Here is a 25,851-nt window from a genome sequence, read left to right as displayed (position 1 = left end):
CACGCTCACGCAGCTCGTCGGGGTACTTCTTCGGTGCGGGCATCGCTGGTGTTCCTCCCAGGTTTCGATGTCTCCATCAAACCCGGTGCGGAACATCGTGCGAACGACCGCCAGCCGCTGCGCAAGTCAGGCGGCGCTGGGCAGGAGGAGGGATCGCAGCGCGATCGCCCGGGACTCGATGAGCTGCATGCGCAGTTGCCATTCCGCGGTTGCCGTCCAGTCTGCCTGTGCGGTGATCTGGTCCGGGTGCTTCCGGTACAGCAACCCTGGTTCGTCGATGAAGTACCCGTCGGCAACTACCGAAGCCGCGAGCAGTAGGCCGGTGTCTTCGCCGCCGGGTAGGGCCATCCAGCCACCGAGCGCAAGCGAAAGTTCCCGTCGGATGCAAAGCGTTGCTGGGTGCACGGGTAGTCGATAGCCGTTGTCGTGAAAGTAGGAAAGCACCTCGGCCCGGTCGAGTCTGCCTCCCGCCGGGTCGGCATGCTGCCAACTGACCGTTGACCCGTCAGGCATCAGGTCAAGGACGCTCGATGTTGTCCACCCAATGTCAGGGCGAGAGCTGAGAACCTCGATCTCGCGTGCGAGTGCGCCGGGTGTGAGCTGGTCATCGGCATCTAGGACCCGCAGTAGTGAGCCCTGGCTCCGCGCCATCGCCATGTTGCGGGCGACTCCGGGGCCGCCGGCTTTGCCGGTCGCGCCCAGGACGCGCGAGTCTTGGGGTAGAACGGCTTCGACATCGCCGGTGCGGCCATCCTCCTGCACCAGCCATTCCCAGGTCCACCCGTCGGGCATCTCCTGTGCCCGCAGTGACTCGTAGGAGTCCGCAAGGTAGGGGATGCTCGGGCCGTGGACCGGGGTGACTACGGAGATCAGTTTTCTCACTCCGACCACCTCGCCAGTTTCGTTGTGTAGACGAACTCAGTTCGATCACCTGGCAGGACGACGTTCGACACCTCGACCACGCAGTCGCTCGTGTCGATAGATATCTTCCGGAGGATCAGCACTGAGACCCCCGGCGGCAGCCGCAACGCCTCAGCTTCCTCTGGCCCCGGAGGTCGCGCAGTGATCTCGTCAACGATCCGATCTAGCTCGATCCCGATGCTGAGAAGCTGGTTCTGCGTTCCGCCCGGCCACGGCTCGTTGTGAGCATCAAGCAGCGCTGGATTCTCGGCAACGACGTCGTACACCATGTATGAAGTGTTCAGGCTCAGTGGCGCGTTCTCTCGTCGTGAACCTGTTCGGTAGACGCGCTCAAGCATCTTGGCACCGACCGGGACGCTGAATAGTCGGCCCAGCTCGACGGTCGCGGGAACTGTTCGGTACTCCGCCGAGAACTCAAGGTCCTGCATGGTCAGTCCCGTGTCGCGTTCCGTCGCGCCCGTGCGACGTCTCTGGGACTCGGGTAGCCGGGCTCGGTCCTTCTCCCATTGGTACCGCTCCGGCGATCGCCGCACACGCTGGCGTGGTGCCCGAACGAACGTGCCTCGTCCGTGGCGACGATCTACCAGCCCTTCGGCCTCCAGGGCGTCCAGGGCTTGCCGCACGACCGGAAGGCTGACCTCGTAGTCGGCCTTCAACGTCTGTTCGTTCGGCAGCTTGAATTCCGGTGCCAGCTCGCCGGAATGAATCTTTTCCCGCCAGTCTGCGGCGATGCGCTCCCATTTAGCCACGGCTTCACACTCCTTCGCGTCACCACCGAGTTTAGGTCTTCATGAAGTCTTGACGCGAGACATCCACCGCCGTACGTTGTCTACACGTCTTCATGAAGACATGATGACGACGGAGTGCACCGACGAACGGTGCCCCAGCAGAAGGAGACAGCCTTGAAGCTGTACGTGGACACCACGAGCAAGCAGGTGACGGCGTCGAAGGACCCGGAGCCGAAGAACGACCAGAACGGCAATCAGAAGTCCGAGAAGAACACGGGCCGGCTCATGTGGTCTACCCAGGTCTTCGTGCTCGACGAGAACGGCGGGGAGGTCATCACCATCACCACGGCGGGAGAGAAGCCGAGCGTGAAGGTGGGCGACTTCCTGGCTGTCGAGCAGTTGGAGGCCATTCCGTGGGCGACCAACGGGCGTAACGGCGTCGCGTTCCGGGCGGTCTCGCTGAAGCCGAAGACTGGTTCTCCGGCCGGCAAGTAGGTCCATCGCACCGCTGTGCTGTGTGAGCCGCTGGTGTCCGTGGCTCGCGAAGCGGCCTGATGGTCCGCTGAACCAATCCACATCATGGGTCCGGGAGTGCTTCTGACTCCTACATTCCCGTACCTGGTCATCACCTGTGGTGGTGGCATCCCCGCAAGAGCTGGCGCGGGGTCGGTCTGACTCCTACATCACCCGACCCCGTGCCTTCCAACTCATCCGACCCAATGTGCTTGGGAGGACTCGTCGTGTCCAAGTCTAGCCCCCGCCGCTTTGGCGGCAGGTCAACCGGAACGGTGACGGTCATCGAGGCCAAGGTTCACCGTTCCTCCGCGCGTAACGCCAAGATGGCGTTCATCCTGACGGCGGTCATCGTCGGCCTTCTGTCGGCCGTGGTGGCCGCTTCCTACTGGCACCCCATCGTGTCCCTGTTCGTCGGTGCGCTGATCGGCATCCCAACCGGTGCCGCCGTCTGGGTGCTCGTCCGGGTGTGGCCGGTGATCCGGCTGCTGTGGTGGTGGAGCCTCGAAACCATCCTCGGTGTTCTGCTGCTGACCGCGTGGGTGCAGCTGGCCAACCACACTTCAACCGTGGTGACTCTGCTGGTTGTCGCCCTGGTCGTCGGCGTTCCCGCCGCCATCCGTCCGGTTCGCCGTCAGGTCAAAGCCTGGACGTGGTGCCTGGTGGTGAGGCATCGGCTGCGTGTGTGTTTCGCGCAGTTCATCATCGCCAACCAGTCCGGCAGCCTGCCGCTGATCCTCTGGGCACGTCCCACCCCCGTCGGCGAGCGAGTTTGGGTCTACCTGCGCCCCGGCCTGTCCGCCAAGGACCTGGAAGGCCGCCTCGACAAGATCGCGGTCACCTGTCACGCCTCCACCGTGCTCATCGAGCGCGCTTCGGAGAACAACGCCGCCTACCTGCGGTTCGACATCAAACGCCGTGAGGTGCTGACCGCCCACGTCGCCTCCCCCCTGGTGGACGTGATCGACCCGGCCGCGCCCGTCTCGGCGTCGCCGCTGACGGTCCCCACCGCCCTGGACCTGCCGGACATCGACATGCCGACGGTCACCCTTCCCACTCAGGGCAAGCCGGCGAAGAAGCCGGCCACCACCGCCAACGGCAGCAAGCCCGCGGCTTCCGCGTCGTCCGTGCCGGACGACGACACCTCCGACTGGATCTGACCCACACCCACCCCGGACGCGAGGAGCCATGGCGGCTCGTTCGTGTGGCTCCTCGCGCCCACAACGCCCAGGAGGGCACCCATGACCACCACGACTCCCACCACCGCTGAGGCGGTGCCGGTGGGTCCTGGCCTGTCGATGTTCGACCCGATCTTCATCGGGATCGACGAGTTCGGCCAACCCGTCTACCTCGACGTCATCTACCGCAACCTGCTCACCGCAGGCGAACCCGGCGGCGGTAAGTCCGGCCTGATCAACAACATCTGCGGCCACGCCGCCCTGTGCGACAACACCCGCCTGGTGCTCTTCGACGCCAAACTCGTCGAACTCGGCCCCTGGCGCGACCTCGCCGACGCCTTCATCGGCCCCGACATCGACCACGGCATCGACGTCCTACGCCGCCTCCTGGTCGTGGCCACCAACCGCTACGCCTGGCTCCTGGCCAACCGGCGCCGCAAGCTCGCCGACGGCGACGGCATGTCCGTCATCGTCACCATCATCGACGAACTCGCCATGTTCTCCACCGTCCTCGGCACCAAAGCCCAGCAGGAAGAGTTCTCCACCCTCCTGCGAGGACTGGTGTCCCTCGGTCGGGCCTGCGGCATGCCCGTCGTCGCCGCGACTCAGCGGCCGTCCTGGGACATCATCCCCGCCAGCCTGCGGGACCTGTTCGGCTACCGGGCCGCGTTCCGCTGCACGTCGCTGAACAGCTCGAACATCATCCTCGGGCAGGGCTGGGCCGAGCAGGGCTACACCGCCTCCGACATCTCCCCAACTAACCAGGGCGCGGCCTACCTCCTGGCCGAAGGCGGCGTTCCTCGCCGCATCAAGGCCGCCTACCTCACCGACACCGACATCTACAACATCGCCGACTACGCCGCCTGGACCCGCCGCCCCACCACCGGCACCGGCACCCCGACGGTCAACCCGACCGAGTGGGAGATGGCGGCATGACCACCCACGAACGCGCCTACGCCAAGGCCAACAACCAGAAGGCTGCCCAGTTCGTCGAGCTGTGGATCGTCGCCCACCCACACGAGATCGCGGCCATGGTCCAGGTCGCCTCGGCCAGCGGCCGACTCGTCTACATGTCCCCGCCGACCCCGATGGGCGGCGACGACACCCGCCACCGCCGCTACCTGCGGCTACGCACTCACTGATCGGCCGACAGGACCGGATCCGCCTCGCAAGCTTGCCGGTCCTGCCGACCTCCCACCAAGCCCTTCTGAAAGGACGTGGCTGCCATGAAGGCTATCCAAAACCCACCCACCGCAGCATCGGTCAGCACTCCCGCTGTCCTGCTGCGGATGGCTGCCCTCTACCTCCGCCGGCACGGCTGGCACCAGGGCACCTACTACGCCAAGAACACCGACACGATCACCCCGCCGGCCTGCGCCGCCGGGGCCATCGGCATCGCCTGCGCCGGACACCCGGTCGAGCACTTCTCCCAACTCGACCCCGACGCCCTCGCCGACTACCTCACCACCCTCGGCGCGTTCGTCGACTACCTCGACACCACCGCGCCGGTCTTCCTCGTCGACACCGACGGCTACCTGACCGACGAGCACACCTCCCCCTACTCCTGGAACGACGACCCCGCCCGCACCGCCGAGCAGGTCATCACCGCCCTCCAGGCGGCTGCCAACGAGTGGGACTCCCTCCACGCCACCGGAGGCGAGAACTGATGAGCACCGTCAAGAAGCCCTTGACGCCGAACGTGCCTCGGCAGAAGCGCCGCATCGTCGTCGAGAACGACGAGTTCGCCGCGTTCGGCCGCCGGATCATCCGCGCTCACGGCCGCCGCGTCGCCACCGGCGACGTCGAAGCACTCCGCGACCTCGTCGCCCTTTCCTCGGTCATTGACGACGCCATCGAAGAGGCCGTGATCGGCCTCCGCGCGTTCGGCTACTCCTGGTCCGAGATCGGCTCCCGACTCGGCATCTCCAAGCAGGCCGCCCAGCAGCGCTGGGGAGACAAGCCATGACTGACCTGCGCAGCGTCGACCTCGACAACCTGGCCGACCGCACCGGCATTCAGGTCGAGTTCTACGACCCGCTCGGCACCCGCTACGGGTTCCCCACCTTCCCCTACCACTGCGCCCCGGACGGCCTAGCCACCGTGCGGCAACTTCGCGCCGCCGGCCTTCGCCCCGCCGGGCAAACCCCGGTCGCCCAGATCCTCTGGCGGCACCGCAAAAACCGTCGGGTCGCCTACCTCTACCGCCTCGACATGGCCGCACCCAAACGGGTCGCTACGCCCGCCCAGCGCGACGCCATCGCCAAAGCGCTTCGCGCCCGCCGAACCTGCCGCGTCTGCGCCCAGGTCAAGCCCTACTACATCCCCCGCCGCTACGGCGAATGCCTCGACTGCCACGAAGGGAACCCGTCGTGAGCTTCAACCTTGCTGACTCCTGCGCGTGGTGCATCGAGCAGAACACCCCTGCCGGCATCCACGACATCCTCGGCCCCGTCTTCAAGCCCTGCCCGGCCTGCCTGCCGGTCTGCCACCGATGCGAGGGCGAGGGCCTGTTCCCCGCCGACTTCACCTGCATCCCCTGCTTCCTCAACAGCATGGCCGTCCTCGGCTTAACCCCGCTGTTCTGCCGGGACTGCTCCGGCGTCGTCGACCTCGTCGACCTCGACCACACCACGGAGGTGACCCCCCATGGCCATCACTAACTCACCCGCTACTCGGGCCGCCCGCTGGGAGGGCCACGCCCTGGTCGCCATCGTGGTCCTGGTCGGCCTCGCCGCCGGAGCCGCGTCCTTCACCCACGTCCATGACTGGACCATGGCCAACAGCCCTGACAACACCCCCGGGTGGTTCGGCTGGGCCAACGCCGTCATCTCCGAACTCGTCCCCGTCGCCTCCCTGCTGACAATCCGGCGTCGCAAGCGCACCGGCGGATCCATCGGCTACCCGATGACGCTGCTCATCGTCTTCGCAGGGTTCTCCCTCGCCGCGCAACTCGGCGTTGCCGTAGGTGAGGTTGGTCCCTCGGGCTGGCTTCTGTCCGCCGTCCCGGCCCTGGCCTTCATGGCTCTGGTCAAACTCGTCCTCGCCCCCGTCAAGACAGATACGGAGGACAGCGCCCCGGCTGGCGAACCCACCCACACCGCCGCCGACGACGACGCCACGCCGACCGGCACCCCGAATCCGCCGGCCGTCGAATTCACCCCGGCCCCTGCGCCGGTCGTCGACACCCTGCCGGTTGTCGTACCGGCCGTCATCGAGTCACCCATCACACCGACGCCGATCACCCGACCAGACGTGCCGGCGCACCTGATGCCCACCGCCCGGTTCGTCATCGGACGCCACGAACAGAGCACCGGCCGACCCATCACCACCGATGAACTCGCCGGCCTGCTCTCGGTCACCCCGGACATCGCCCGGGAACTGCTGCACACCATCACCGGCCACACCCCGGCCGTCAACGGCACCCCCGTCAGCGGTGGTGCCCGATGACCATCCACGTCGTCGACATCGAGCAGGTCACCCACACCTGCCCGGCCTTCTCCGAGGCACACCCTTACGACACCCGACGCACCGTCATCCACGTCATCCCCGGCGGACCCTGCCGGACTCCGGTCACCATCCGCTGCGGCGACAAGACCACCACCATCGCATGCCACCGGCACGAACCGGCCGACCGCCAATGCGGCGCCTGCCGCATCATCGTCACCCAACACACCATCACCACCCGGCACCTCGACGAGGTGTCCGCCTGATGGTCTCGACGCTGGACCTCACACCCCGCGCTTCGGCCCGGGGTGTGGGCTCGAACGCCGACACCACCACCCCCTACGTCGGCTACACCGCCGCCGGCTCCGCCTTCACCCGCGCCCAGCACCCGGACTACTTCGGCTGGCTCGAACACGTCCGCGCCGCCGCCGGCTGCACCCGCCCCATCCGCCTCGCCGGGCAGCTCCTCACCGTCGAACCCGCCACCGGCCGGCTCCTGGATGCCCGGCACACCGATCACATGCCCGACGCCGCGATCTACAAGGCGTGCGGCAACCGCCGCGCGGCTGTCTGTCCCGCCTGCGCCCAGACCTACCAACGCGACGCCTACCAGCTCCTGCGCGCCGGCCTCGTCGGCGGCAAAGGCGTCCCCGAAACGGTCGCCGCACATCCGGCCGTGTTCGCGACGTTCACCGCTCCCACCTTCGGCCCCGTGCACGCCCGCGTGGTCAAGCGGCACACCTGCGTCAACCGCAAACGCTGCGACTGCCGGTCCGAGCCGTGCCACGCCCGCCGCACCACCGACCCCACCGCTGGCCTCTGCGCCCACGGTCGCCCCGCCGTGTGCTGGGCACGTCACGAGACCGGCGAAATGGTGATCGGACGGCCGTTGTGCCTGGACTGCTACGACCACGACCACCAAGTCGTGTGGAACGTGTTCTCCGGCAAGCTCTGGCACCGCACCAAGCAAGCCGCGGAACGCCACCTCGCCCACCTCGCCCGGCAGCGCGGCATCCCCGCCGTCGAGGTGGTCACCGCCTCCGGCAACACCCGCAAAGTCGCCCCAGTCCGGCTCTCACCCGGGAAGGTCGCAGAACTTCAAGCTCGGGCAGCAGTCCACTTCCACGCCATCGCCCGCCTCGACGGCGTCAACCCCGCCGACCCCGACGCGATCGTCCCACCGCCGCCCTGCTTCACCGTCGACGACCTGGTCGACGCGTTGAAGCACGCCGCCACACAGGTTGCCTTCGCCACCCCACCGCACCCCGATCGGCCCGAGGGCTGGGCGATCACCTGGGGCGAGCAACTCGACCTGGAGCCCATCACCACCAGCGGCGCGGGAGAAGTCACTGACAGCCTCGTCGCCGGCTACCTTGCCAAGTACGCCACCAAAAGCACCGAGGTAACCGGGCACCGCTCCGTCAGGCTCGACGCCGACACCATCGGCGACTACGCCGACCCCGACGGCGACCACACCGCCCGCCTCATCGACGCCTGCTGGCGACTCGGCCGACCCACCAGCACACCCGTCCCGCTGTCCGAGCGGCCCCGCGACCCACGGCCTACACCTGGCTTCGTCGGCCGCTGGACGTGCGCTGACTGCGGCACCCACACCCGCTACGCCACCTGCCCCACCTGCGTTGCTGACCGTCAAGCCAGCCTTGACGCCGAACCCGTGAAACCGGCGACGACCAACCCTTACGCCCGGCTGCGCCGATGGGCACACATGCTCGGCTACGGCGGCCACTTCCTCACCAAAGCCCGCCGCTACTCCGTCACCTTCCAACTCCTGCGCGACACCCGCGTGAGCTTCCGACGCCACGAGCACGAGCACCAGGCCGACCAGCCGCCCGGCACCCTCCGCGCCGTCGACCACCTCGACGACACCACCACCCTGATCGTCGGCACCCTCACCTTCACCGGAGTCGGCTGGCACACCACCGGAGACGCACTCCTCGCCAACACCGCCGCCGCCATGGCCCGCGCCCGACACGCTGCCGGACGCGAAGAACTCGCCCACGAACTCGGCACCACACCCGCCGGCCTGTCGCCGGCCGCCTAGCTAACACGACAAGGAGGACTGACGTTGGCAAGCCGAGCAGCAATGAGCACCGATGATCTGTGGTCGATCGAGGACGTGGCCGCGTTCCTTCGGGTTCCGGTGGGAACTCTTTACCAATGGCGCTACCGCCGGACCGGTCCACGCGCCTTCAAGGTCGGACGTCACCTCCGGTACGACCCAGCCGACGTGCGGTCCTGGCTCGCCGGACGAGCGGCCTGACATGGGCAGCGTCGAGAAACGCAACCGTGATGGCAAAGTCAGCTACCTTGCCCGCTGGCGGGACGATGCTCGCCGGCAGCGAAAGCGTTCGTTTACTCGAAAGGTCGACGCTGACCGATTCCTTGCTCAGGTCGAAGGCGACATCCTGCGCGGCCAGTACGTCGATCCGTCCGACAAGACGACCGTCGTTGAGTACGCCCGACGCTGGGCCGCTGGCCGTGCGCATCGGCCGACGACCGCCCGCCGGGTGTCCGGGCTGATCGAAACGCACATCGCCGGCACCCCGCTCGGCTCTCGCCGCCTGGCGGCTGTCGTGCCCTCCGAGGTCCAGGCGTGGGCGGCTGACCGGTCCAAGGTGCTCGCGCCGTCGACCCTGCGGAACCTGGTTGGCCTCCTGCGATCGGTCTACGCGGCTGCGGTGCTGGATCGGCTTGTCGGCCGGTCTCCCGTGGTGCGGATCATCCTGCCGTCAGCCCACCGGGAACGCATCGTGCCGCTCACCGTCGACCAGGTGCGCGGCCTAGCCGCCGCGATGCCTGGCCGCAACCGCGCCATGGTGATCGTGCAAGCCGGACTCGGGCTCCGCCTCGGCGAGCTGCTCGCGCTACGCGTCCAAGACGTCGACTACGCCACGCGGACGGTTCGGATCGAATGGCAGTTCGCGCCGCAGTCCAAGGTTCGGACCGAACCAAAGACTCGCCGGTCCCGCCGAACCATCCCGCTTCCCCAGGTCGTGGCGACTGCCATCCGTGAGCACTCGGCGCAGTTCCCGCCGGCTGCTGACGGCACCATCTTCACCACCCGCTTCGCCGGCCCGTACCGGCACGACTACTACGGCTCGCTGATCTTTTCGGCGGCCGTCGAGCGGGCCGGGCTGCCCAAGGGCACCACGAGTCATGACCTGCGGCACCACTATGCGTCGGTCCTGCTGATGCAGGGCGAGTCGGTCATCGTGGTCGCTGAACGGCTGGGGCATGAGAACGCGACCTTGGTCCTGTCGACGTATGGCCACCTGATGCCGGACTCGGAAGAACGCACCCGCCGCGCCGTCGATGACGCGTGGGGTTGTGCCCCCGACGTGCCCCAGGGCAACGCCTCAACCGCCTGACCTGCGAAAACAGGCCGGTTTCAGACGTTGAAGCGGAACTCCACCACGTCGCCGTCCTGCATGACGTACTCCTTGCCCTCGATGCGGACCTTGCCCGCCGCCTTGGCCGCCGCCATCGAACCGGCCGCGACCAGATCGCCGTAGGAGACCACCTCGGCCTTGATGAAGCCGCGCTGGAAGTCGGAGTGGATGACGCCCGCGGCCTCCGGCGCGGTGGCGCCGACCGGAACGGTCCAGGCCCGCGCCTCCTTCGGGCCGGCGGTCAGGTACGTCTGGAGCCCGAGGGTGCGGAAGCCGACCCGGACGAGCTGGTTGAGGCCGGGCTCGTTCTGCCCGATCGACTCCAGCAGCTCGCGGGCCTCGTCCTCGGGCAGGTCCACCAGCTCGGATTCGATCTTGGCGTCCATGAAGACGGCCTCGGCGGGAGCGACCAGCGCGCGCAGTTCGTCGAGGAACGCGGCGTTGGCCAGTTCGGCCTCGTCGACGTTGAAGACGTACAGGAAGGGCTTGGTGGTGAGCAGGTGCAGCTCGCGCAGGTGCTCCAGCTCGATCTTGGCGGCGGCGGCCCCGGAGTACAGGGTGGTGCCGCCGTCGAGCACCTCGATGGCTGCCTTCGCGGCGGCGACCGCTGCCAGGCGGTCCTTGCGGAGCTTGGCCTCCTTCTCCAACCGGGGCAGCGCCTTGTCCAGGGTCTGCAGGTCGGCGAGGATCAGCTCGGTGTTGATCGTCTCGATGTCGTCGGCCGGGGAGATCTTGCCGTCGACGTGCACCACGTTCGGGTCGGAGAAGGCCCGCACCACCTGGCAGATCGCCGAGGCGTCCCGGATGTTGGCCAGGAAGGCGTTGCCCCGGCCCTGCCCCTTCGACGCGCCGCGGACGAGGCCGGCGATGTCGACGAACGACACCGGCGCCGGCAGCACCTTCTGCGAGGAGAAGATCTCGGCCAGCTTGCCCAGCCGCTCGTCGGGCAGCCCGACCACGCCGACGTTGGGCTCGATGGTGGCGAACGGGTAGTTCGCCGCCAGCACGTCGTTCTTGGTCAACGCGTTGAAAAGCGTGCTCTTGCCGACGTTGGGCAGGCCGACGATGCCGATGGTGAGACTCACGACGGGCCAGCTTACGCCGGTGCTGGACGGGCCGGCCCACGCGGCTCGGTTTTCGACTCCAGCCGGCCCGTGCCGGCGGGGGTGAAGGGCGGCCGTCAGCCGAGCAGGCGTGGGGCGATGACCGCCTCCCGGACGCTGCCGTCCGCGCCGCGGCTGACCTCGTACGCCGAAACGCCCTCGCGGTCGGCGACCGCCTCGGCCAGTCGGGTGCCCCGGTAGACGAGCCCGACCCCGTCGTCGGTGCAGTGGCTGGTCGGCAACGTCTCGTCGCCGACCAGCTCGTGCATCAGCGGTCGCCGCTGACCCTCGCTGTCGTAGTGCACCCCGTTGCCGTACGGCAGCCAGCCCAGGCCGTCGGTGAAGCCGCGCAGCCGGGGGCCGAAGCTGTCGGTGGCGCCACCTACATTCCAGCAGATCGAGCCGGCGGAGACGCCGCCCAGCACCACGCCGGCCTGCCAGCACTCGTGCAGGATCTCGTCGAGCCCGTGCACGCGCCACAGCGCGACAAGGTTGGCCACGCTGCCGCCGCCGACCCAGATCACGTCCTGGGCGAGCAGGTGGGCGCGGACGTCCTCGACGTTCGGCATCGGGAACAGGGCGAGGTGCGACAGCCGGAAACGGGTGTCGGCGAAGGCGCCGTAGATGGCCGTCAGCGAGGTGGGCTGGTCCCCGACGGCCTGCCCCAGGTAGCAGATGCGCGGCTGCGGGCCGGCCTCGGCCAGCTCGGCCGCCAGCTCGAACACCGGACCGGGGCGCAGGTCGGTGGGGCCCCGGTCGCCCCGGAAGAAACCCATGCTGGTGGCGAGGATGGTCGGTTCGCTGGCGGGCATGCGGGTCCTTCCGTCGGTGCGGGACGGCCTTCATCCTGCCGCAGCCGACCGCGGGCCAATCACCCCGGCCACGGCGGCGCGAACCGATGCCAGCTCAGCCAGCGCGTCGCTGACGCGGCACCAGGGCCATCGCCCCGGCGGTCCTCCCGATCGGCTCGCTGCCGGCCACACGGCCCGGCGCGGGCTCAGCCGACGGGTCGGACTCGGCCTGCCGGTTCGGCTCCGACCCGGCGGGATGCCCCTCAACCGGTTTGGCGGTGCGCTGGCCCTCGGCCGGCTCGCTCTCCGGCCAGTGACCCGGGGGCAGCTCCCCGAACGGCCGTTCCTCCGGGGGCAGTTGCGCGGCGGCGGCCCGAGGCAGGGTGAACCGTTCGGCGGCGGCCGGGCCGGCCGAGACCGACTCGCGCAGCATCCAGCGCACCTCGTCGGCCGTCCAGCCCAGCCCCGGCCGGACCGCGATCTCCTGGACCAGCCGCCGGCCAACCCGGGTGTCGTCGTCGTAGAAGCGCATGCACCAGTGGTGCGTCCACATTCCGAGCGCACGCAGGCCCGCATCGTCGAGTGAGCGGGCCAGCCTGCCGCAGGCGGTGTCGGCGAAGGCCCGCTCGACGTCGGCCGCCCGGTCCCGCTCGATCGCGCCGACGGCGGCCGGCGCCACGGCCCGCATCCGGCGGTAGAAGGACTGCACCACCGCGCGGGGCAGCGGCGGGAACGCGTCCCGTGTCGATGCCGCCGCCCGACCCGCCACGCTCGCCATCACCGCACCCCTTCTTGAGTTGGTGGCCGGACGTTACCCGCCACGACCGACACTTCCGGGCGGAAAAGCCGCACCGAACGTGGATAGCGAGGATGACCTGGGGCGTCTGTATGGGTGACAACGAAACGGGGTGGTGGGTGGACGAGGACGAGCGCGCCCGGTTGGCCGAGTTCGTCGCCAGCCGGACACCGGCGTTGCTGCGGGTCGCGTACCTGCTGACCGGGGATCGCAACGCCGCCGAGGATCTGTTCCAGTCGGCGCTGGCACGGACCATCCCGAAGTGGGGAACCATCCGGCACGCCGACCCCGAGGGGTACCTGCGCGTGGTGATGTACCGCGAGCAGATCAGCTGGTGGCGGCGACTGCGGCGGTGGCGGGAGACGCCGCTCAACCCGGCGGACGAACCGGTGGGCGCCGACCCGAGCGGCGGGTCGGACGTGCGGCTGGCGATGCGTGCCGCACTGCGCCACCTGCCACCGGCGCAGCGGGCGGTGGTGGTCCTGCGCTACTACGAGGACCTGCCCGAAGCGCGGGTGGCCGAGCTGCTCGGCTGCTCGGTGGGCACGGTGCGCAGCCGCACCCACCGGGCCGTCAGCCGACTGCGGGAGCTGCTGCCGGAGGTCGCAATGCTGGAGGTACGGCGATGACCGATCCCTTCGAGCGCCTCATCCGCTCCACCCTCACCGACCTGGCCGAGGAGGCACCGATCGTGCATGACCAGTTGAGCCGAGCGGAACGGCGGGTGCGCAACCGGCGCCGTGCCACCGTGACCATGGGGGCGGTGGGCACCCTCGTGGCCGTCCTGATCGCCGCCCCGTTCGCCCTCGCCGGGACCGGGTCGGACCAACCCCGGCCGGCCGCGCCCAGCCCGAGCCCTTCGGTCGTGCCCAGCCTGCCCGCGCCCACCCCGTCCGCGCCGGACGCCGTACCCAGCCCGCCCGGCGTACCCGGCGAGCCGACGCCGGCGCGTCCGACCGTCGAGCCGAGTCCGCCCGGCCCGCCCGGGGTACCCGGGTTGCCGACGCCGACGCCGGCGCGTCCGACCGTCGAGCCGAGTCCGCCCGGTCCGCCCGGGGTACCGGGCCGGCCGAGCTGATCAGATCCGGTCAGGTCGGACATTGCCGCCCGATCTGACCGGCCGGCCGCCATCGCCCACCAGCTCCGTGAGCCGCCGTGCGAGCGGTCAGACCGAGATCCCGGTCACCCTCGCGCGGTTGTTTCCCGAACCGGCGCGCTCCCGCATCCCGGCGAACAGGCTCAATGGCCAACGCGAGTTTGTCGGGGCAGGTGCGACCGCCCACTCTTGGGCCATGACCGATTCAGGACACCGGCCCGCCTCCGGTCTGCGCCGCGCCCTGGCCCGGGTGCCCGACTCGCTCACCGGGCAGATCGTCACACCAGGCGACCGCAGGTACGCGCAGCTGCGCTCGACGTACACCACGACGGCTTCGCCGGCGGGCGTCCTGCTGCCGAAGAACGCCACGCAGGTGGTCGCCGCGATCCGGTACGCGCGGGAGCAGCGGTTGCCGATCGCCGTCCGCAGCGGCGGACACGGCCTCTCCGGCGCCTCCTCCAACAACGGTGGCCTGGTCATCGACCTGTCCATGCTCAACCGGGTGCGGGTTCTCGACGAACGGTCCGGGTTGGTCCGGGTCGAGGCCGGCGCCCGGTGGGCGAACGTCGCGGCGGCGCTGGCCCCGTACGGTCTGGTGATCAGCTCGGGTGACCACGGCAACGTCGGCGTCGGCGGCCTGGCCACCGGCGGTGGCGTCGGCTGGCTGGTCCGCTCCTACGGCCTCACCATCGACCGCGTCCGTGCCGTGGAGGTGGTGCTCGCGGACGGGACGCTGGTGCGCGCGGACGCGGAGCACGAGCCGGAGCTGTTCTGGCTGGTGCGGGGCGCCGGTGCGGGGGCGGGGATCGTGGTGGCGTTCGAGATCGAGGCCACCGAGCAACGCAACGTCGGGGTGGCGCAGCTCGTCATCGAGGCCCACCCGGACGGCCGCACCGTCCGGGAGTGGGCGGGCTATCTGGCGCAGGCCCCCCGGGAGCTGTCCGCGGCCGCCGTGCTGTTCGCGGAGGGGCGGTCGGCCCTCATGTCCGTCACCGCCGTGGTGGCCGCCGAGAGCCTGCGCCGGGCCCGGCCCCTGGTGGAGCCGCTGCTGGCCATCGGGAAGGTGCTCGAACACCGGACCGACCTGCTGCCCTACCCGACCCTGGTGCCGACCGCGCACCTGCACCCGAACGTCGGGCAACAGCGGGGCACGACCACCAACGGTCTGTTCACCGAGCTGGGCGAGGCCGGTGCGCGGGCGGTGATGCGGGCGGTCACCGGGCGGGCGGTGATCCAGCTCCGCTCGGTGGGCGGAGCGGTCAACGACGTCGCCCCGGAAGCGACCGCCTACCCGCATCGGCACCAGAGCACCCTGGTAATCGCCTCGGTGTTCCCTCCGCAGGGTGGCGCGGCGTTGGACGCCGCCTGGCGGGGTGCCGCCGGCCGGGCCGACGGCGCCTACCTCAACTTCGAGAGCCGGCCGGACCCGGCGGCGTTCGCCCGGATCTACCCGGGTGCGACCGGTGCCCGGGTACGCCGGCTGTGGCGGCGGTACGACCCGGACGGCGTGTTCCGGCCGGCCCTGCTGAGCGCCAGGCCCGCCCCAGTCGAGCGGGTGGCCCGGCCCGACCCGGCCGAAGGGGCCGGACGGTCCGGCCGGTCCGGCCGGTCCGGCCAGCCGCATCGGCGCCGCCGCTGAACGCTGGGCGGACCATCGGTTGATGCCGGTGTTCGGGGCCCGCATGGCCACGTCCGATTCCCGCCAGCCGATCGCCCGGGGATCGGGGCATCATCGGTGACGTGGAGATGGACTTCGAGCGGTGCTACCGGGCAGTGGACAGCCGTGACCAGCGGTTCGACGGCTGGTTCTACACCGGCGTGACGTCGACCGGGATCTACTGCCGGCCGTCCTGCCCCGCGACCACCCCCAAGCGGCGGAACGTCAGGTTCTTCCCGTCCGCGGCTGCGGCGCAGGGCGCCGGGCTGCGCGCCTGCCGCCGCTGCCGCCCGGACGCCGCACCCGGCTCGCCCCAGTGGGACGTCCGCGCCGACGTGGTCGGCCGGGCGATGCGACTGATCGCCGACGGGGTGGTCGACCGGGATGGCGTCCCCGGGCTGGCCGCCCGGCTCGGCTACACCGAGCGGCACCTGCACCGGATGCTGCGCGCCGAGATGGGCGCCGGGCCGCTCGCGCTGGCCCGGGCCCAGCGGGCGCAGACCGCCCGGATCCTGATCGAGACGACCGGCCTCGGGATGGCCGAGATCGCGTTCGCCGCGGGCTTCGGCAGTGTGCGGCAGTTCAACGACACGGTCCGCGAGGTGTACGCGACCGCCCCGTCCGAGCTGCGGGCGGCCCGTGGCCGGCACCAGGCGCCGGCCGGCGCGGGGACGATCACGCTCCGACTGGCGTACCGTCCGCCGCTGCACGCCCGGGCGCTGCTGGACTTCCTCTCGGTGCGGGCGCTGCCCGGGGTGGAGGAGGTCCGCGACGGGACGTACCACCGGGGGTTGCGGTTGCCGCACGGTGCCGGCCAGGTGGCGCTGACCCCGGCGGACGGGCACGTGGCGGCGACGCTGCGCCTGGCCGACCTGCGCGACCTGGCACCGGCGGTGGCCCGTTGCCGCCGGCTGCTCGACCTGGACGCGGACCCGGTCGCCATCGACGCCACGCTCGCCGCCGACCCGGCTCTGGCCCCGGCGGTCGCCGCCGAACCCGGCATCCGGGTCCCCCGTGCGGTGGACGGCTTCGAGCTGGCGGTCCGCGCCATCATCGGCCAGCAGGTCTCGGTCACCTCCGCCCGCACCACCCTCACCCGCCTGCTGGCCGCCCGCGACCGCACCGACCATGAGGTCGGCGGGCCGGACGGAGATCGAACCCCCGGCCCGCCTCATGACCAACGCGGTGAGCCTCCGGGGAGTCTCCGCGGCTTTCCCACCGCGGAGGAGCTGCTGGGGGTGCCGGATGCGGGGTTCGGGATGCCGGCCGGGCGGCGGGAGACGGTACGCACCCTGGCGCGGGCCGTGACCGACGGGGAGCTGGACCTCGCGTCGGGCGGCGACCGGGAGGAGACCGCCCGGCGGCTGCTCGCGCTGCCCGGCATCGGCCCGTGGACCGCCGGCTACCTGGCCATGCGCGCCTTCGGCGACCCGGACGTCCTGCTCCCCACCGACCTGGCGGTCCGGCGCGGCGCGACCGCGCTCGGCCTGCCCGACACCTCGAAGACCCTCGACGCGTACGCCGAACGTTGGCGCCCCTGGCGGTCCTACGCCACGATCAGACTCTGGAGAGCGGCATGAGCATCGACAGCACCGTACTGAGCACACCGACCGGCCCGCTGAGCATCATCGCCGGTCCGGACGGTGAGGTCCGGGCGGCCGGCTTCACCCCCGATCCGGCGGCGCTGCTGCCCCTGGTCCACCCCACCCTGCGGGCGCCACTACGAGCGCGGGCCGACCTCGGCCCGGTCAGCGTGGCCGTCCGGTCCTACCTGGACGGTGACCTCACCGCCATCGACGCGGTGCCGGTGCGGCAGAGCACCGGTGGCGAGTTCATGGCCCACGCCTGGCAGGTGCTGCGCGAGGTCCCGCCGGGCACCCCGGTCACCTACACCGGGTACGCCGCGCTGGCCGGCCGGCCGCCGGCGGTGCGGGCCGCCGCGGCCGCCTGCGCCCGTAACGCCGTGGCGCTGTTCGTGCCCTGCCACCGGGTGCTGCGTACCGACGGCACGCTCGGCGGCTACCGCTGGGGGCTGGACGTGAAGAAGTGGCTTCTCGGTCATGAGCGGCGGTTGACAACAACCTGACACAAGCATCGACACCCATTGACGCTACCGTCGGGTAGTGCCTGTGGAGAGCGACGGCGACCCGGCCGCCCGGGTCGCCGCGGGCCCCCACCCCGTGCACAACCTCTGGCGGCTGCGCCGCTACCTGCGCCCGTACACCACCGAGTTCGCCTGGCTGTTGGTCGCCGGGCTCGCCGGCACCGCGGCCGGAATCGCCGTACCGCTGGTGGTGCAGCGGGTGGTGGACGGGCCGGTGGCCCGGCACGATCCCGCCGGCCTGCTCCAGCTCGGTGGCCTGGCGCTGCTGCTCGGCGTCGTCGAGGCGGTGCTCATCTTCATCCGCCGCTGGGTGCAGTCCTCCTCGGCGGTGGGCATGGAGGCGGCGCTGCGCGCCGACGTCTACGCACATCTGCAACGGTTGCCGGCCAGCTTCCACGATCGCTGGCAGTCCGGCCAGTTGCTCTCCCGGATCACCAGCGACCTCTCGGTGATCCGGCGATTCCTCTCCTTCGGCGTGTTCTTCCTGGTGCTCAACCTGACCACCTACCTGGTGGTGGTGCTGCTGCTGATCCACCTGCACCCGGCGCTCGGGCTGCTGGTCGCGGCCAGCGCGGTGCCACTGCTGCTGATCAGCCGCCGGTTCGGCCGGCAATACCACGCCGCGTCCCGCCGGATGCAGGACCAGCAGGGCGACGTGGCGACCCTGGTCGAGGAGACCGCGCAGGGCCTGCGCACCATGAAGGCGTACGGCCGGGGGGTCGAGCTGGCCGCCCGCTTCGCCGGCGGCGCCCGGACGCTGCACGACACCGGCGTGGCCAAGGGCCGGTTGCTGGCCAACACCGCGGCGCTGCTCGACCTGGTGCCCAACCTGACCCTCGGCGTGGTGCTGGTGGCCGGGGCGGCCGCCGCCGCGCGGGGCGCGCTCACCATCGGCGAGCTGGTCGCGTTCGTCAGCCTCCAACTGATGCTCATCTGGCCGGTGCAGTCACTGGGTTGGATCATCGCCAACGGCCAGGAGGCCGCCACCGCCGCCGACCGGATCCAGGAGGTGCTGGACACCCCGCCGCAGATCATGGACGCCCCCGGAGCGCTCGCCCTGCCCCGCGACGCGGTCCACGGCCGACTCCGCTTCGAACGGGTCGCGTTCCGCTACCCGGGCTCGACCACGCCGGTGCTGCGCGAGATCGACCTCAGCATCGAGCCGGGCGAGACGCTGGCGCTGGTCGGCGCCACCGGCAGCGGCAAGAGCACGCTGCTCTCCCTGGTGCCCCGGCTGCACGAGGTGACCGGCGGTCGGATCACGCTGGACGGTCACGACCTACGTGAGCTGCGGCTCGACTCGCTGCGCCGACTGGTCGGCGTGGCGTTCGAGGAGCCGACGCTCTTCTCCATGTCGGTGCGGGAGAACCTCACCCTGGGGCGCCCGGACGCCGGCGACGACGAGGTCCGGGCCGCTCTGGCGCTGGCCCAGGCCGACTTCGCGTACGACCTGCCGTGGGGGTTGGCCACCCGGGTGGGTGAGCAGGGGTTGTCCCTCTCCGGGGGCCAGCGCCAGCGGCTGGCGCTGGCACGGGCGGTGCTCGGTCGCCCGGCGCTGCTGGTGCTGGACGACCCGCTGTCCGCCCTCGACGTGCACACCGAGGGGCTGGTCGAGGCGGCGCTGCGGCGGGTGCTGCGGAACAGCACCGCGCTGCTGGTGGTGCACCGGCCGTCGACGATCGCACTGGCCGACCGGGTAGCCCTGCTCGACGGCGGGCGGATCACCGCGATCGGCCGGCACTCCGAGTTGCTGGCCACCGTACCGGCGTACCGTGCCCTGCTGGCTGCCGAGCCGCCGGCCGGGCAGCCGCCGCCAGCCGGAGCCGCCGCGCCCGCGGCGCCCACCGCGGACGGGCGGGGGCTGGTGCGTTCGTGAGCGTGCCGGAGCAGGCCGATCCACCCGGGGAAAAGCCGGAGTTGGCCCGCTGGCGCGGGACGGCCACCGACCCGGAGGCCGACCGCAGCCGGGCCGAGGAGAGCACCCCCGAGGCGGTGGCCCGGCTGCGCCGGCACAGCCGGGCACTGCTGGCCGACCTGCTCCGCCCGCACCGGGGGCGACTCGCCGCCGCGGTCGGCCTGCTGCTGGCCCAGAACGCCGCCGCGATGGCCGGCCCGTACCTGGTCATGATCGGCATCGACCGGGCCATCGCACCGCTGCGGGCCGGCGACCCCGGCCCGCTGGCCGCCGTCGCCGGGGCGTTCGCCGCCGCCGCGGTGACCGAGTACGCGGCCCGGCGCGGCTTCCTCACGCTGTCCGCCCGGATCGGCCAGGCCGTCCTGCTGGACCTGCGGCAGCGGGTGTTCGGGCACTTCCTGCGGCTGTCGGTGGGCTTCCACGAGCGGTACACCTCCGGCCGGATGGTCTCCCGACTCACCAGTGACCTCGACTCGATCGCCGAGCTGGTCGACGGCGGGATCGACAGCCTGGTGCTCGCCGGGCTGTCCATCCTGTCGGTGGCCGCCATCCTGCTCTGGCTGGACCTGCCGCTGGCCGCGGTGACGCTGCTCGCCTTCCCTTTCCTGTTCTGGCTCTCGCGCTGGTTCGCGCGGGCGTCGGCCAGCGCCTACCGGCGGACCCGGGAGGCGGTCGCGCTGGTCATCGTGCATTTCGTCGAGTCGATGCGGGGCATCCGGGCGGTGCAGGCGTTCCGCCGGGAGCCGCGTAACCAGCGGATCTTCGAGGCGCTCGGTGACGACTACCGGTCGAGCAGCCTGCACGCGTTCCGGCTGATCGCCACGTACTCCCCGGCGATCAAGCTGATCGGTAACGTCGCCGTGGCGGTGGTGCTCTGCTACGGCGGCTGGCGGGTGCTCGGCGGACGGACCGAGGTCGGGGTGCTCGCCGCGTTCCTGCTCTACCTGCGTCGCTTCTTCGAGCCGATGCAGGAGCTCAGCCAGTTCTACAACTCGCTCCAGTCGGCCACCGCCGCGCTGGAGAAGCTGGCCGGGGTGCTGGACGAGCGGCCGGCGGTCGCCGAGCCGGCCCGACCGGTGCCGCTGCCGAACGGCGCCGGCCGCGGCGAGCTGACCTTTCGGGCGGTCTCCTTCGGCTACCGCGCGGACACCCCGATCCTCGCCGGGCTGGAGCTGACCGTGCCGGCCGGGCAGACCGTCGCGCTGATCGGGACGACCGGCGCGGGCAAGTCGACCATCGCCAAGCTGGTGGCCCGGTTCCACGACCCGGACGCCGGCACGGTCCGGCTGGACGGGACCGACCTGCGCGAGGTGAGCGACGCCGACCTCCGGCGGGCGGTGGTGCTGGTGACCCAGGAGAACCACCTGTTCAGCGGCACCGTGGCGGAGAACATCCGGTTCGGCCGACCGGACGCCGACGACGCCGCGGTGCAGGCCGCCGCCCAGGCGATCGGCGCGCACGAGTTCATCGCCGCGCTGCCCGAGGGGTACGGCACCCAGGTGCACCGGCGCGGCGGCCGGCTCTCCGCCGGGCAGCGGCAGCTGGTCGCGTTCGCCCGGGCGTTCCTGGCCGATCCGACCGTCCTGATCCTGGACGAGGCGACGTCCTCGCTGGACGTGCCGACCGAGCGGCTGGTGCAGCGGGCGCTCGGCACCATCCTGCGGGACCGGACCGCCCTGGTGATCGCGCATCGACTCTCCACCGTGGAGACCGCCGACCGGGTGCTCGTCCTCGACGGCGGACGGATCGTCGAGGACGGCCCGCCCGGCCAGCTCGCCGACGCCGGTGGCCGGTACGCCGCCCTGCACCGGCAGTGGCGGGAGTCGCTCCTGTAGCTACAATCACGGCTCGTCTATCTCGGTTTCGCCCGGCGCGGTCGGCAACGACGACTGCTCTGTTCCGGCCGGGCACCGACGAACGCACGGGGAGGGCACGGGGGTGCGCACACGGGGACGCATGATCGTGGCTGGACTGGCTGTCGCCGGCCTGGTCGGGGCCACTGTCGCGGTGACCAGTGGGGACGCGGCCGAGCGCCGCGCGGTGACCGCGGTCGCGGCCGAGGAGGGGCTGGGCAGCGCGACAGCCAGCGGACCGACCGCGCCACCCGGCGCGACCGCGTCCGGTGCAGCCGCGCCCGCACCGGACACGAAGACCGCGACGGAGTCGAAGGCCGTTTCCGGGCCGGTACGCTCCCGACCGGCCAAGGTGGTGGCTGAGGCGGCGCCTGCCTCGGTCGCGTACCTGCGGGACCGCTACCGGATCTCCGCGACCGAGGCGGCACGCCGGCTCGCCCTCCAGGAGCTTTCCGCGCCCCTGGACGCGCGGCTGACCGAGCAGGTCCCGCACTCGTACGGCGGCATGTGGCTCGACCAGGCGGCCGGTGGCGTGCTCACCATCGGAGCGACCGACGTCGCGGCGGTCCAGGCGGCCGTGGCCGACGTACCGGACCCGGCGCACGTCCGGGTGGTCGCCGTGCGGCACACGCTGAATCAGCTCGTCGAGGCCGCGGCCGGTGTCGCCGCCGCGCTCGACGCGTCCCCCTCGGACGTGGTGGTGGATCATCAGGCCAACGAGGTCGTGGTGCTCACCGGCGACCGGATCACGGCGGACGAACCGCGGCTGGCCGAGGCGCGCCGCGCCGCCGGGGTGCCGACCCGGACCCAGGCCCGGACCCCCGCGACCAACGTGCAGAAGGCGTGCGACCCGCGCTACTGCCCGCAGGGGCCGATGCGCGGCGGCATCCGCCTGGACGTGCCGCGCGACGACGGCACCGTCGGCGGCTGCACCACCGGCTTCAACCTCATCGTCGGAGTGCGCGACGCGTACGTGCTGACGGCGGGGCACTGCGTCGTCGGCGGACGGCACCAGCAGGTGGACCGGACCTGGCACCAGTTCCTCGGCCCGAAGGTGCCGGTGAACGTGGAGGCGCCGAACCCGAGCCTGGCCGAGAACGCCTACCCGTACGACTACGCGATCATGCCGTACCAGCCCGGGGCTCTCCCCCGGTGGGCGTACCCGCGCGGCGCCACGAGCACGCCCAGCCTGGTCAACTACTGGTGTGTCGCGGACAACCCGCGGTGCGCCACCAGCGGCAGCCGGGACGTGCGGATCACCGGCTACGTGCCGTGGAGCGCCATCCAGACCGGTTGGGTGGTCTGCGCGACCGGCTCGGCGTACACCCCGAAGTCCGGTGAGCAGTACGTCGACTCCGGCGCCGGCGCCGGTTACGTGCCCGGCACCCGGTGCGGCGAGATCACCGGCAAGAGCAGCGGTGGCATCGACGTCCGGATCTGTGCCCGGCCGGGCGACAGCGGCGGCCCGCTGTTCACCGAGGCCGACGGCAAGGCGCTGGGCATCCTCTCGAACGGCGACCCGGGAGAGGGCGCCTGCACCAACGAGAACGAGCGGAACTCCTACGCCCCGATCTCCACGATCCTGGAGCGGGCGAACGCCCGCAGCGACGGGAGGCTGCGGATCCGACTGGCCACCTCCGGCCCGGTCGCCGGCCCGGTCGCCCGGTGACGGGGCCGACCCCCTCCCTCCGGTCATTGGAGGCGCAGGCACGAAATCCATCGTGGCACGCGGGTTAACCCGTGGTCCGGCCGTTGGAGCCTGCCTACGATCGCAGGATGACCGAAACGGCGAGGACGGCCCGCGCCGGCGTCCCCGAGCGTCCGACCCTGGACGGGCTCGAGGAGAGCTGGGCGCGCCGCTGGCAGGAGGAGGGCACGTACGCGTTCGACCGCTCGAAGAGGCGTGTCGACGTGTACTCGATCGACACCCCGCCGCCGACCGTATCGGGCGAGCTGCACATGGGACACGTCTTCTCGTACACCCACACCGACACGACGGCGCGCTACCAACGGATGCGTGGCAAGGCGGTCTTCTACCCGATGGGCTGGGACGACAACGGCCTGCCCACCGAGCGTCGGGTGCAGAACGTGTACGGGGTCCGGTGCGATCCGGCGCTGCCGTACGACCCGGTGTGGCGGCCACCCGCGACCCCGGTCGACGAGGCCGCCCGCCGCGACCCCACCCCGATCTCGCGGCGCAACTTCATCGAGCTGTGCGAGCGGCTGACCGTCGCCGACGAGCAGGTCTTCGAGGCGCTCTGGCGGCGCCTCGGGCTCTCCGTGGACTGGTCCCTGACGTACACCACGATCGGCCGGGTGGCTCGGGCGACCAGCCAGCGGGCGTTCCTGCGCAACCTGCACCGGGGTGAGGCGTACCAGGCGGAGGCGCCGACGCTGTGGGATGTCGGCTTCGCCACCGCGGTCGCCCAGGCCGAACTGGAGGACCGGGAGCGGCCCGGCGCCTACCACCGGCTGCGGTTCACCGCGCCCGGCGGGCGGGAGGTGCTCATCGACACCACCCGGCCCGAGCTGCTGCCGGCCTGCGTGGCGCTCGTCTGCCATCCCGACGACGAGCGGTACGCCGACCTGGTGGGCGGCACGGCGCGCAGCCCGCTGTTCGGCGTCGAGGTGCCGGTGTACGCCCATCCGCTGGCCGACCCGGCCAAGGGCACCGGCGTCGCGATGGTCTGCACGTTCGGGGACCTGACCGACGTGACCTGGTGGCGTGAGCTGCGGCTGGACACCCGGGTGGTGATCGGCCGGGACGGCCGGCTGCTCCCCGAACCGCCGGCCGGGGTGCCGGCGCAGCCGTACGCGGCACTGGCCGGGCAGACCGTCAACGGCGCCCGCCGGGAGATCGTCGGAATGCTCGCCGACGCGGGCGACCTGCTCGGCGAGCCACGCCCGATCACGCACCCGGTCAAGTTCTACGAGCGTGGCGACCGGCCACTGGAGATCGTCTCGACCCGGCAGTGGTACCTGCGCAACGGCGGCCGGGACGACGAGTTGCGGGCGACGCTGCTGGCTCGGGGCGAACAGCTGCACTGGGTGCCGACGCACATGAAGCACCGCTACGACAACTGGGTGGGCGGCCTGACCGGCGACTGGCTGGTCAGCCGGCAGCGCTTCTTCGGGGTGCCGGTGCCGGTGTGGTACCGGCTCGACAACGCTGGCGAGCCGGACTGGTCCCAGCCTCTCACGCCGGACGAGTCCGCGCTGCCGGTCGATCCATCCACCGATCCGGCACCCGGCTACGACGAGTCGCAGCGCGGCCGGCCGGGTGGTTTCGTCGGCGACCCGGACGTGCTGGACACCTGGGCCACCTCGTCGCTGACCCCGCAGATCGTCGGCGGTTGGGAGACCGACCCGGAGCTGTTCGCCCAGATCTTCCCGATGGACCTCCGCCCGCAGGGGCAGGAGATCATCCGGACCTGGCTGTTCGACAGTGTGGTCCGCTCGCACTTCGAGCACGGCGTGCTGCCCTGGCGGGACACCGTGCTCTCCGGCTGGATCCTCGACCCGGACCACAAGAAGATGGCCAAGTCCAAGGGGAACGTGGTCACCCCGCTGGCGCTGCTGGAGCAGCACGGCTCGGACGCGGTGCGCTACTGGGCGGCCAGCGGCAAGCCCGGCATGGACCTGGCGTTCGACCCGGCGCAGATCAAGGTCGGCCGGCGGCTGGCCACCAAGCTGCTCAACGCGTCGAAGTTCGCGCTCGGGTTGGGGGCCGCGGACGCGCTGCGCACCCCGGCGACCGCGCCACTGGACCGGGCCATGCTCGCCGAGTTGGCCACCGTGGTCACCGCCGCGGGCGCCGCCTTCGACTCCTACGACCACACCGCGGCGTTGCAGGTGACCGAGGCGTTCTTCTGGCGGTTCTGCGACGACTACATCGAGCTGGTCAAGGAGCGCGCGTACGGCACCGGAGCGGCGGCCGACTCGGCCCGGGCCGCGCTGGCCTCGGCGCTGTCGGTGCAGTTGCGGCTGTTCGCCCCGGTCCTGCCGTACGTCACCGAGGAGGTCTGGTCCTGGTGGCGGTACGGCTCGGTGCACCGGGCGCCCTGGCCCACCACGCACGAGGTGGCCCGGACGATCGACGGAACGGGCGAACCGGCGCTGCTTCGGCTGGCCGGCGACGCGCTGAGCCAGGTGCGGCGGGCCAAGTCGGAGCGGAAACTGTCGATGAAGGCGGAGGTGCCGCTGGCCGAGGCGCTCGGCCCGGCGGCGCTGCTGGACCAGCTCACCCTGGTCGCCGACGACCTGCGCGCGGCTGGCCGGATCGGCAAGCTCGATCTGCTCCCCGATCGCACACCGGAACTCGTCATCGCCTGCGCCTTCTGAC

At 71.4% G+C, this 25,851-nt stretch carries 26 protein-coding genes and 1 pseudogene; 22 read left to right on the top strand and 5 right to left on the bottom strand.

The genetic code is table 11. From position 1 onward, the window contains the following. Nucleotides 1-126: 126 nt before the first annotated feature. Nucleotides 127-882 (bottom strand): glycosyltransferase family 2 protein, encoded by a 756-nt coding sequence (locus ACWD6N_RS22100; RefSeq protein WP_450005151.1) that lies wholly within the window; start codon nt 880-882, stop codon nt 127-129. After that, nucleotides 879-1,670 (bottom strand): GntR family transcriptional regulator, encoded by a 792-nt coding sequence (locus tag ACWD6N_RS22095; protein WP_450005150.1) that lies wholly within the window; start codon nt 1,668-1,670, stop codon nt 879-881. Before ACWD6N_RS22095 ends, ACWD6N_RS22100 begins: the two co-directional genes overlap by 4 nt. A gap of 153 nt (nt 1,671-1,823) precedes the next feature. Here ACWD6N_RS22095 and ACWD6N_RS22090 point away from each other — a divergent pair, with 153 nt between their 5' ends. From ACWD6N_RS22090 to ACWD6N_RS22030, 13 genes are all read left to right on the top strand, one after another. Beyond that, nucleotides 1,824-2,144, top strand: a complete 321-nt coding sequence (locus ACWD6N_RS22090; protein ID WP_203123010.1) for a hypothetical protein — start codon at nt 1,824-1,826, stop codon at nt 2,142-2,144. Between the two features lie 293 nt (nt 2,145-2,437). Beyond that, on the top strand, nt 2,438-3,322 hold the full coding sequence (locus ACWD6N_RS22085; protein WP_450005152.1) for a hypothetical protein: 885 nt from the start codon (nt 2,438-2,440) through the stop codon (nt 3,320-3,322). 81 nt (nt 3,323-3,403) lie between these two features. Beyond that, the gene (locus ACWD6N_RS22080) at nt 3,404-4,276 is read left to right on the top strand and encodes an FtsK/SpoIIIE domain-containing protein (RefSeq protein WP_450005149.1); all 873 of its coding nucleotides are present in this window, start codon (nt 3,404-3,406) and stop codon (nt 4,274-4,276) included. After that, nucleotides 4,273-4,482 (top strand): hypothetical protein, encoded by a 210-nt coding sequence (locus ACWD6N_RS22075; RefSeq protein WP_450005148.1) that lies wholly within the window; start codon nt 4,273-4,275, stop codon nt 4,480-4,482. The genes ACWD6N_RS22080 and ACWD6N_RS22075 overlap by 4 nt, the downstream gene beginning before the upstream one ends. Nucleotides 4,483-4,566: 84 nt before the next feature. Then, nucleotides 4,567-5,007 carry a DUF6197 family protein gene (locus tag ACWD6N_RS22070; RefSeq protein WP_450005147.1) on the top strand — a complete coding sequence of 147 codons (441 nt, stop codon included), beginning with the start codon at nt 4,567-4,569 and terminating at the stop codon, nt 5,005-5,007. After that, a complete protein-coding gene (locus ACWD6N_RS22065; RefSeq protein WP_449935636.1) occupies nt 5,007-5,306 on the top strand; it encodes a hypothetical protein in 300 nt (99 codons plus the stop codon). The genes ACWD6N_RS22070 and ACWD6N_RS22065 overlap by 1 nt, the downstream gene beginning before the upstream one ends. Then, entirely contained in the window at nt 5,303-5,713 is a 411-nt protein-coding gene (locus ACWD6N_RS22060) for an RRQRL motif-containing zinc-binding protein (protein WP_450005146.1), read from the top strand. The genes ACWD6N_RS22065 and ACWD6N_RS22060 overlap by 4 nt, the downstream gene beginning before the upstream one ends. After that, complete coding sequence (locus ACWD6N_RS22055) at nt 5,710-6,000, top strand: hypothetical protein (RefSeq protein ID WP_449935633.1); 291 nt, start codon at nt 5,710-5,712, stop codon at nt 5,998-6,000. The genes ACWD6N_RS22060 and ACWD6N_RS22055 overlap by 4 nt, the downstream gene beginning before the upstream one ends. Then, entirely contained in the window at nt 5,987-6,787 is an 801-nt protein-coding gene (locus tag ACWD6N_RS22050; RefSeq protein WP_450005145.1) for a hypothetical protein, read from the top strand. The genes ACWD6N_RS22055 and ACWD6N_RS22050 overlap by 14 nt, the downstream gene beginning before the upstream one ends. Further along, complete coding sequence (locus tag ACWD6N_RS22045; protein ID WP_450005144.1) at nt 6,784-7,050, top strand: hypothetical protein; 267 nt, start codon at nt 6,784-6,786, stop codon at nt 7,048-7,050. The genes ACWD6N_RS22050 and ACWD6N_RS22045 overlap by 4 nt, the downstream gene beginning before the upstream one ends. After that, complete coding sequence (locus ACWD6N_RS22040) at nt 7,050-8,846, top strand: replication initiator (protein ID WP_450005143.1); 1,797 nt, start codon at nt 7,050-7,052, stop codon at nt 8,844-8,846. The genes ACWD6N_RS22045 and ACWD6N_RS22040 overlap by 1 nt, the downstream gene beginning before the upstream one ends. A 42-nt stretch (nt 8,847-8,888) precedes the next feature. After that, complete coding sequence (locus tag ACWD6N_RS22035; RefSeq protein WP_449935625.1) at nt 8,889-9,065, top strand: helix-turn-helix transcriptional regulator; 177 nt, start codon at nt 8,889-8,891, stop codon at nt 9,063-9,065. 1 nt (nt 9,066) lies between these two features. Further along, a complete protein-coding gene (locus ACWD6N_RS22030) occupies nt 9,067-10,173 on the top strand; it encodes a tyrosine-type recombinase/integrase (protein WP_450005142.1) in 1,107 nt (368 codons plus the stop codon). A 20-nt stretch (nt 10,174-10,193) separates the two neighbouring features. Here the strand turns inward: ACWD6N_RS22030 and ychF are convergent, their stop codons facing one another. The 3 genes and pseudogenes from ychF to ACWD6N_RS22015 all read right to left on the bottom strand — a co-directional run. Then, the gene (ychF, locus tag ACWD6N_RS22025; protein WP_354964657.1) at nt 10,194-11,279 is read right to left on the bottom strand and encodes a redox-regulated ATPase YchF; all 1,086 of its coding nucleotides are present in this window, start codon (nt 11,277-11,279) and stop codon (nt 10,194-10,196) included. A 95-nt stretch (nt 11,280-11,374) separates the two neighbouring features. Further along, nucleotides 11,375-12,109 carry a Type 1 glutamine amidotransferase-like domain-containing protein gene (locus ACWD6N_RS22020; protein ID WP_354964658.1) on the bottom strand — a complete coding sequence of 245 codons (735 nt, stop codon included), beginning with the start codon at nt 12,107-12,109 and terminating at the stop codon, nt 11,375-11,377. A 328-nt stretch (nt 12,110-12,437) separates the two neighbouring features. Beyond that, nucleotides 12,438-12,866: pseudogene (locus ACWD6N_RS22015) on the bottom strand (hypothetical protein); the annotation flags it as partial. A 137-nt stretch (nt 12,867-13,003) separates the two neighbouring features. On the opposite strand from ACWD6N_RS22015, the gene ACWD6N_RS22010 reads away from it, so the two are divergent. The 9 genes from ACWD6N_RS22010 (at nt 13,004) to valS (ending at nt 25,850) form a co-directional block, all read left to right on the top strand. Beyond that, on the top strand, nt 13,004-13,513 hold the full coding sequence (locus ACWD6N_RS22010) for a SigE family RNA polymerase sigma factor (protein ID WP_354964876.1): 510 nt from the start codon (nt 13,004-13,006) through the stop codon (nt 13,511-13,513). Next, complete coding sequence (locus ACWD6N_RS22005) at nt 13,510-13,962, top strand: hypothetical protein (protein WP_354964659.1); 453 nt, start codon at nt 13,510-13,512, stop codon at nt 13,960-13,962. The genes ACWD6N_RS22010 and ACWD6N_RS22005 overlap by 4 nt, the downstream gene beginning before the upstream one ends. A 214-nt stretch (nt 13,963-14,176) precedes the next feature. After that, nucleotides 14,177-15,619 (top strand): FAD-binding oxidoreductase, encoded by a 1,443-nt coding sequence (locus ACWD6N_RS22000; RefSeq protein WP_354964660.1) that lies wholly within the window; start codon nt 14,177-14,179, stop codon nt 15,617-15,619. Between the two features lie 101 nt (nt 15,620-15,720). Continuing rightward, nucleotides 15,721-17,217 (top strand): DNA-3-methyladenine glycosylase 2 family protein, encoded by a 1,497-nt coding sequence (locus ACWD6N_RS21995; protein ID WP_387327727.1) that lies wholly within the window; start codon nt 15,721-15,723, stop codon nt 17,215-17,217. Then, nucleotides 17,214-17,723 (top strand): methylated-DNA--[protein]-cysteine S-methyltransferase, encoded by a 510-nt coding sequence (locus ACWD6N_RS21990; protein ID WP_354964662.1) that lies wholly within the window; start codon nt 17,214-17,216, stop codon nt 17,721-17,723. The genes ACWD6N_RS21995 and ACWD6N_RS21990 overlap by 4 nt, the downstream gene beginning before the upstream one ends. A gap of 37 nt (nt 17,724-17,760) precedes the next feature. Next, nucleotides 17,761-19,617, top strand: coding sequence for an ABC transporter ATP-binding protein (locus tag ACWD6N_RS21985; protein ID WP_387327730.1), 1,857 nt, complete (start codon nt 17,761-17,763; stop codon nt 19,615-19,617). Next, on the top strand, nt 19,614-21,491 hold the full coding sequence (locus ACWD6N_RS21980) for an ABC transporter ATP-binding protein (protein ID WP_354964664.1): 1,878 nt from the start codon (nt 19,614-19,616) through the stop codon (nt 21,489-21,491). Before ACWD6N_RS21985 ends, ACWD6N_RS21980 begins: the two co-directional genes overlap by 4 nt. A gap of 127 nt (nt 21,492-21,618) precedes the next feature. Beyond that, the gene (locus ACWD6N_RS21975; RefSeq protein ID WP_387327733.1) at nt 21,619-23,178 is read left to right on the top strand and encodes a trypsin-like serine protease; all 1,560 of its coding nucleotides are present in this window, start codon (nt 21,619-21,621) and stop codon (nt 23,176-23,178) included. Between the two features lie 107 nt (nt 23,179-23,285). Continuing rightward, nucleotides 23,286-25,850, top strand: a complete 2,565-nt coding sequence (valS, locus tag ACWD6N_RS21970; protein WP_354964666.1) for a valine--tRNA ligase — start codon at nt 23,286-23,288, stop codon at nt 25,848-25,850. The last annotated feature ends 1 nt before the right edge of the window (nt 25,851 follow it).

It is taken from the genome of Micromonospora sp. NPDC005163 (assembly GCF_053599835.1).
The sequence above is the reverse complement of the archived record's forward strand: the minus strand, read 5'-3'. Positions and strand labels throughout refer to the sequence as shown.